General features: G+C 68.9%; 5 protein-coding genes. 3 read left to right on the forward strand and 2 right to left on the reverse strand.

Features of this window, described 5'->3' with window-relative positions; translation table 11 throughout:
* Positions 1-218: 218 nt before the first annotated feature.
* The 3 genes from BCF44_RS47790 to BCF44_RS47800 all read left to right on the forward strand — a co-directional run bounded on the left by BCF44_RS47790 (position 219) and on the right by BCF44_RS47800 (position 6,509).
* Positions 219-2,012 carry a glycoside hydrolase family 6 protein gene (locus BCF44_RS47790; RefSeq protein ID WP_116181215.1) on the forward strand — a complete coding sequence of 598 codons (1,794 nt, stop codon included), beginning with the start codon at positions 219-221 and terminating at the stop codon, positions 2,010-2,012.
* 77 nt (positions 2,013-2,089) lie between these two features.
* Positions 2,090-4,987: a glycoside hydrolase family 48 protein gene (locus BCF44_RS47795; RefSeq protein ID WP_116181216.1), complete on the forward strand. Its 2,898-nt coding sequence runs from the start codon at positions 2,090-2,092 to the stop codon at positions 4,985-4,987.
* Positions 4,988-4,994: 7 nt separating this feature from the next.
* On the forward strand, positions 4,995-6,509 hold the full coding sequence (locus BCF44_RS47800; RefSeq protein WP_116181232.1) for a cellulase family glycosylhydrolase: 1,515 nt from the start codon (positions 4,995-4,997) through the stop codon (positions 6,507-6,509).
* Here BCF44_RS47800 and BCF44_RS47805 read toward each other — a convergent pair.
* A complete protein-coding gene (locus BCF44_RS47805) occupies positions 6,481-6,675 on the reverse strand; it encodes a hypothetical protein (RefSeq protein WP_116181217.1) in 195 nt (64 codons plus the stop codon). The genes BCF44_RS47800 and BCF44_RS47805 overlap by 29 nt on opposite strands.
* A gap of 287 nt (positions 6,676-6,962) precedes the next feature.
* A partial coding sequence (locus BCF44_RS47810; RefSeq protein ID WP_116181233.1) for a LacI family DNA-binding transcriptional regulator occupies positions 6,963-7,734 on the reverse strand: 772 nt, incomplete at its 5' end.

The following is a 7,734-nucleotide window of genomic DNA, read 5'->3' on the forward strand; positions in this document are numbered from 1 at the left end:
TGGCGCGAGCGTAACTCCACCGGAACTCGCTGTAAACGACGCTGGACCGAACGGGCTAATACGCATCCGACGAATGACGGCAGACATCGGCATGTGTGGTGAATGTGAGTCTGGAACCTTCCGATCGGGTTGCTGGCTCGTTACAGTCGGCGGCGACTGGAAGCGCTTCCAGAGCGATCGGTCAGCACTCCCTCAACGCCGCGAGGAGTACTCCGCACATGCCTGCATCCGCATCATCCAGCTCCCGGCGGACCCGACTGGTGTCCGGGCTGTCCGCGCTCACCGCGCTCGGGCTCACCGCGGGCTTCCTGGTGGCCACCGGCAGCCAGGCCTCGGCCGCGACCGCCTGCAAGGTCGACTACTCGGTCAACCAGTGGAGCACCGGCTTCACCGGCACGGTCACCGTCACCAACCTCGGCGACGCGATCGGCAACGGCTGGACGCTCGGCTGGGACTTCGCCGGCAACCAGCAGGTGCAACAGGGCTGGAGTGCCACTGTCACCCAGTCCGGCCAGCACGTCACCGCTGCCAGCCCGGACTGGGCGAAGTCCCTGGCCGCCGGGGCGACCGCGACCTTCGGGTTCAACGCCTCCTACTCCGGCACGAACGCCGCGCCGGCGTCGTTCACGCTCAACGGCACCACCTGCACCGGCTCCGCGCCACCCACCACCACAACGACGACCACAACCACCACCACGACAACGACCACGACCGGCAACCCGCCGCCGCCCGGCAGCCACGTCGACAACCCGTACGCCGGCGCGAAGGGCTACGTGAACCCCGACTGGTCGGGCGAGGTCAGCGCCGCGGCGACGGCCGCGGGCGGCACGCTCGGCAGCAAGATGGCCAAGGTGGCCAACACCTCCACGGCGGTGTGGCTGGACCGGATCGCCGCCATCGCCGGCACCGACACCCAGCGCGGGCTGCGCGCCCATCTGGACGCGGCGCTGGCGCAGGCCACCGGCGGCACCCCGGTGGTCGCCCAGTTCGTGATCTACGACCTGCCCGACCGGGACTGCGCGGCGCTGGCGTCCAACGGCGAGCTCCAGGTCAGCCAGAACGGTCTGAGCCGGTACAAGAGCGAGTACATCGACCCGATCGCGTCGATCATGGCCGACCCGAAGTACGCGGGCCTGCGCATCGTGGCGATCATCGAACCGGACTCGCTGCCCAACCTGGTCACCAACACCTCGATGGCGAAGTGCGCGGAGGCCCAGTCCAGCGGCGCCTACGTGCAGGGCGTGCAGTACGCGCTGAACAAGCTGCACGCGATCAGCAACGTCTACAACTACATCGACATCGCGCACTCGGCGTGGCTGGGCTGGGACAGCAACCTCCAGCCCGCGGTCAACCTGATCACGTCGACCATCAAGGGCACCACCGCCGGCGTGAACAGCGTGGACGGCTTCATCAGTGACACCGCGAACTACACTCCGGTGACCGAGCCGTACCTGACCGACCCCAACCTGAACGTCGGCGGCCAGCCGCTGCGCTCGGCGACCTTCTACCAGTGGAACCCGTACTTCGACGAGTCCCACTACGACAACACGATGTACAACGCGTTCGTTGCGGCGGGCATGCCCAGCAGCATCGGCATGCTGATCGACACCTCGCGCAACGGCTGGGGCGGCGCGGCCCGGCCGACCGGCGCCAGCGGGTCCACCGTGGACACCTACGCCGACTCCGGTCGGATCGACCGGCGGCTGGCCCGCGGCAACTGGTGCAACCAGAGCGGGGCGGGGCTCGGCCAGCGGCCGACCGTCAGCCCGGCGCCGCACTTCGACGCCTACGTGTGGATCAAGCCGCCGGGCGAGTCGGACGGTGCCAGCACGTCGATCCCCAACGACGAGGGGAAGGGCGCGGACCCGATGTGTGACCCGACCTTCCATGGCAGCCAGCAGGCCAACGGCGGCAACCTGACCGGGGCCCTGCCCAACGCGCCGCTGTCCGGGCACTGGTTCCAGGACCAGTTCGCGCAACTCGTGACCAACGCCTATCCGCCCGTGCAGTAGCCAGCCTCTCCCGTCCCGGGCGGTGCCTCCTACCCGTCCGGGACGGGAGTCCCATTCGCCGAAAGGAATCCCTGCGCATGCGTCGACGACTGCGGCTCGCGCTGGGGGTCGTGGCGGCGTTGATCGCCGCCCTGTTCACCCCGACAGCCAACGCGGCGACCGTGGCCTGCACGGTCGTCTATTCCACCAACGACTGGTCGAACGGCTTCACCGCCAACGTCTCCCTGACCAACAACGGATCCGCGCTGTCCAGCTGGGCGGTGACCTGGACCTTCCTGGACGGCCAGCAGGTCCAGCAGGGCTGGAACGCCACCGTCACCCAGGCCGGCACGAAGGTCACCGCGAGCAGCCTGAGCTACAACGGAAACCTGCCGACCGGGGCGTCCACGTCCTTCGGCTTCAACGCCAGCAAGGGCTCCGCCAACCGGCCGCCGACGGACTTCGCCGTGAACGGCACCCCGTGCACCGGGCCGAACCAGGCGCCGACGGTGTCCCTGACCTCGCCGAAGTCCACCGACTCCTACAGCGCGCCGGCAACGATCCCGTTGGCCGCCACGGCATCGGACAGCGACGGCACCGTCAGCAAGGTCGAGTTCTACGCCGGTGACACACTGCTGGCCACGGACACCACCGCGCCGTACGCCGGCAGTTGGACGAACGTGCCCGCCGGCACCTACTCGATCACCGCCAAGGCCTACGACGACAAGGGCGCGTCCACGACGTCCAGCCCGGTGTCGGTGAAGGTGCTGTCCGGGCCCACGATCGTGGCCTCGCCGGCGACGATCAACGTCAAACAGGGCTCGACCGCCACCTTCGGTGTCAGCCTGGCCAGCGCGCCGACCAGCAACGTCGCCGTCGCCGTCGCCCGCACGTCCGGCAGCACCAACCTCACCGCGTCGCCGGCGAGCCTGACGTTCACGCCGTCGAACTGGCAGACCGCGCAGAACGTCACCGTCACCTCCGCGGACAGCGGCGCCGCGCTGGGCTCGGCGGTGTTCACGGCCACCGCCACCGGCTACGCCTCGGCCACAGTCACCGCGACCGAGGTTTCGAAGTCCACTTCGGACTACCAGGTGGAGTTCCTCAAGGAGTACAACAAGATCAAGGACCCGAACAGCGGCTACTTCCGCAAGTTCGGCAACCTGCTGGTGCCCTACCACTCGGTGGAGACGCTGATGGTGGAGGCCCCGGACTACGGGCACGAGACCACCTCCGAGGCGTTCAGCTACTACCTGTGGCTGGAGGCGGCCTACGGCCGGATCACCCAGGACTGGGCCCCGTTCAACTCGGCCTGGGCCTCGCTGGAGACCTTCGCCATCCCGTCCGACGCCGACCAGCCGACGAACTCCGGCTACAACGCCAGCAAGCCGGCGACCTACGCGGCGGAGTACCCGAGCCCGTCGAAGTACCCGTCGCAGCTGCAATCCGGCGTGTCCGTGGGCAGCGACCCGATCGCCGCGGAGCTGAAGGCCGCCTACGGCACCAGCAACGTGTACGGCATGCACTGGCTGTTCGACGTGGACAACATCTACGGCTTCGGTCACTGCGAGGACGGCACGAACACCACGCCGGCCTTCATCAACACCTTCCAGCGCGGCTCGCAGGAGTCGGTGTGGGAGACCGTCACCCAGCCGTCCTGCGACCTGATGAAGTTCGGCGGCAAGAACGGCTACCTGGACCTGTTCACCGGGGATTCCAGCTACGCCAAGCAGTGGAAGTACACCGACGCGCCGGACGCCGACGCCCGCGCCGTGCAGGTGGCCTTCCAGGCCGAGCAGTGGGCCAAGGCCCAGGGCAAGTCCTCGGCGGTCGCCGACGTCGTCAAGAAGGCGTCCAAGATGGGCGACTACCTGCGCTACTCGATGTTCGACAAGTACTTCAAGAAGATCGGCAACTGTGTCGGCGCGAGCACCTGCGCCGCCGGCACCGGCAAGGACAGCGACCACTACCTGATCTCCTGGTACTACGCGTGGGGCGGCTCGGCCGACACCTCCAGCGCGTGGGCCTGGCGGATCGGCGACGGCGCCGCGCACCAGGGCTACCAGAACCCCCTGGCCGCGTACGCCCTGTCCACCGACCCGGGCCTGAAGCCGGTCTCCGCGACCGGCCCCAGCGACTGGGCGACCAGCCTCGGCCGGCAGCTGGAGTTCCTCCAGTGGCTCCAGTCCAGCGAGGGCGCGATCGCCGGTGGCGCCACCAACAGCTGGGACGGCCAGTACGGCACGCCGCCGGCCGGCGACCCGACCTTCTACGGGATGTACTACGACCAGCAGCCGGTGTGGCACGACCCGCCCAGCAACCAGTGGTTCGGCTTCCAGACGTGGGGCATGGAGCGGGTCGCGGAGTACTACAACACGACCAAGGACGCCCGCGCCAAGAAGGTCCTGGACAAGTGGGTGCCCTGGGCCATCGCCAACACCACAGTCAACGCGGACGGGTCGTTCCAGATCCCGTCCGACCTGACCTGGACCGGCGCGCCCGACACGTGGAACGCCACCAACCCGGGCGGCAACACCGGCCTGCACGTGGGTATCAAGGACTACACCGAGGACGTCGGCGTCGCCGGCTCGCTGGCCAAGACGCTGATGTACTACGCGGCCGGCTCCGGTGACACCAAGTCCCGGACGGTGGCCGAGTCGCTGCTGACGGCGCTGACCACGCACGAGGACAGCAAGGGCATCGCGGTGCCGGAGACCCGGGCCGACTACAACCGGTTCGACGACACCTACAACGCCTCGACCGACCAGGGCCTGTACGTGCCGCCGGGGTGGACCGGGACGATGCCCAACGGCGACCCGATCAACTCGAACTCCACGTTCCTGTCGATCCGGTCCTTCTACAAGAACGACCCGGACTGGTCCAAGGTGCAGTCGTATCTGAACGGCGGACCGGCGCCGACGTTCACCTACCACCGGTTCTGGGCGCAGTCGGACATCGCGACCGCGTTCGCGGTACACGTCGATCTGTTCGGATGAGGTGCACATGAAGCGATGGCTCGCCGCCGTCGCCGCAGTGGTCGGGCTCGCCGTCACCACGGTGAGCCCGGCCCACGCGGCGGGCACCGGCGCCGGCTACTACCACACCGTCGGTTCGCAGATCGTCGACTCGACCGGCGCGCCGGTCCGGATGACCGGCCTGAACTGGTTCGGCGCGGAGACGGCCAACTACACCTTCCACGGCCTGTGGTCCCGCAACTACAAGGACATGGTCGACCAGATGGCCTCCCTGGGCTACAACACCGTCCGGGTGCCGTACTCCAACCAGCTGTTCGACCCCGGCTCCACGCCGAACAGCATCGATGCCAACTCCAACCCGGAGCTGATCGGCCTGTCCGGCATCCAGATCCTGGACAAGGTGATCAACTACATCGGCAGCAAGGGCATGCGGGTGGTGCTCGACCAGCACCGCCCGGACAGCGGCGCGCAGTCGCCGCTCTGGTACACCGCGCAGTACCCGGAGAGCCGCTGGATCTCCGACTGGACCATGCTCGCCCAGCGGTACAAGGGAAATCCGACCGTGGTCGGCATGGACCTGCACAACGAGCCGCACACGGTCCAAGGCGGTGGCGGCGCCTGCTGGGGGTGCGGCGCCACCGCCACGGACTGGCGGCTGGCCGCCGAGCGGGCCGGCAACGCGATCCTCGCGGTCAATCCGGACGTGCTGATCATCGTCGAGGGCATCGACTGCGTGTCGGGCACCGGCGATCCGCAGTGCGGCTGGTGGGGCGGCAACCTGTCGGCCGCCGCCCAGTATCCGGTGCGACTGTCCGAACCGGACAAGCTGGTCTACTCGGCGCACGAGTACGCCACCTCGGTGTACCACCAGACCTGGTTCGACGACCCGACGTTCCCGGCCAACATGCCGGCGCTGTGGGACCACTTCTTCGGCTACCTGGTCAAGCAGCACATCGCGCCGGTACTCGTCGGCGAGTTCGGCAGCACGCTGGCCGATCCGCGGGACAAGGTCTGGTTGCAGAACCTGTTGGCGTACATGGGGACCGGGCCGACCGGCATGAGCTTCACCTACTGGTCGTGGAACCCGGACTCCGGGGACACCGGCGGGATCCTCGAGGACGACTGGAAAACTGTCGACCAGAACAAGCAGTCGATACTCCAGCCGTACCTGATCCCGCCGGTCGGCGGCGGCGGGGGTGGAGGTGGCGGCCCCACCCCGCCGCCTGCCTCCTGCGCGGTGACCTATCACGTCGACAGCAGCTGGAACGGCGGTTTCAACGCCACCGTCACGCTGAAGGACACCGGCAGCTCGCCGCTGACCAACTGGACCCTGACCTGGACGGAGCCCGGCGGCGTCCAGATCGTGAACGGCTGGAACGCGACGGTGAGCCAGAGCGGCGCCACCGTCACGGCCAAGGCCCCGACGTGGGCGCCCACCCTGGCGGCCGGGGCCAGCGTCTCGATCGGCTTCCAGGCCAACGGGTCCTCGTCGGGACAGCCGACCGGTTACGCCGTCAACGGCACCAGTTGCGGAGCCGGCTGACCGGGACGAGACCGACGCCCCCGGATCCCCGGCCGGGGGCGTCACCCTCGTCGGCCCGCCTGAACCGGAAATCGGCGAGCCGGAAGTCGCCGCGCAGGGTGAGTTCGCGGTCGTGGACGTCGGTCAGCGGCGTCGGAAGCTCGGCGGCCACTGTCGCCAGGCGCACCGGCCGCCGATGACCAGCACCGCGATCTCCGCCAGGAGCCGATCGCCGACTCGGAATCCACACAGGCCGGCCGGACGCCCTCGCGGCTGACCTTCGCCTCGACCCGGACCGCACCGGGTCGAACTCCCCGAGCCGGAACCGGACCGGCAGCTGTCGCCACGGCCCGGTTCTCCACGGGAGTTCCCCTGCAGATCAAGGTGATCGGCAACGACGTGCCAGTGCCGGTCTTCGTCACGTACCACGCGACGAAGACCGGCAGCACGGCGACAGGCTCGTCCAGCCGACCGTCACGCCGAGGCGCGCAGCACGAGTTCGGTGTCGAGTACGACCCGGCGTGGTGTGGAGGGTCCGGCGACGATCTGGCTGAGTAGTTCGCGGGTCATTCGTGCGCCCATTTCCTCGATGGGTTGGCGGACGGTGGTGAGTGGGGGGTCGGTGTGGCGGCCGATGGGTAGGTCGTCGAAGCCGATCACGGCGACGTCGTCGGGTACTCGGCGGCCGGTGCGGCGTAGTGCGCGGAGTACGCCGACGGCCATGAGGTCGGATGCGGTGAAGATGGCGTCGACGTCGGGGCGGCGTTCCAGGAGTCGGGTGGTGGCGTGTTCGCCGGAGGCTTGGCCGAAGTCGCCGAAGAAGACCAGGCCGTGGTCGGAGCGTTGCGCGTCGGCCATGACCTGGCGGTAGCCGGCGAGTCGGTCCAGGCCGACGGTCATGTCCCGGGGGCCGGCCACGGTGGCGATCACGGACCGGCCGCTGTCGATGAGGTGTCGAACGGCCTGTGACGCACCGCCGAGGTTGTCGGCGTCCACGTAGGAGACCTGGCCGCTGGAGGGGCGTCCGCCGATGACCACGGGGACCTCGATCCGGTCCAGATCCAGCGGGCTGCGGCCGTGCATGCTGACGAACAGCGCGCCGTCGACGTGACCGCTGCTCAGGTAGTGCATGGCCGGCGCCTGGCAGTCCTTTGTGGACGGGACGGGTAGTAGCACGAGTTGCAGTCCGGCGGCGGTGACCTCCCGGCTGACGCCGACCACGATCCGCGCGAAGTATGGATCGGAG

The organism is Kutzneria buriramensis (assembly GCF_003387475.1).
Classification (GTDB): domain Bacteria; phylum Actinomycetota; class Actinomycetes; order Mycobacteriales; family Pseudonocardiaceae; genus Kutzneria; species Kutzneria buriramensis.

Coding starts and splice junctions, on each gene's coding strand:
- BCF44_RS47790 (WP_116181215.1), top strand. CDS start 219: ATGCCTGCATCCGCATCATCCAGCTCCCGGCGGACCCGACTGGTGTCC.
- BCF44_RS47795 (WP_116181216.1), top strand. CDS start 2,090: ATGCGTCGACGACTGCGGCTCGCGCTGGGGGTCGTGGCGGCGTTGATC.
- BCF44_RS47800 (WP_116181232.1), top strand. CDS start 4,995: ATGAAGCGATGGCTCGCCGCCGTCGCCGCAGTGGTCGGGCTCGCCGTC.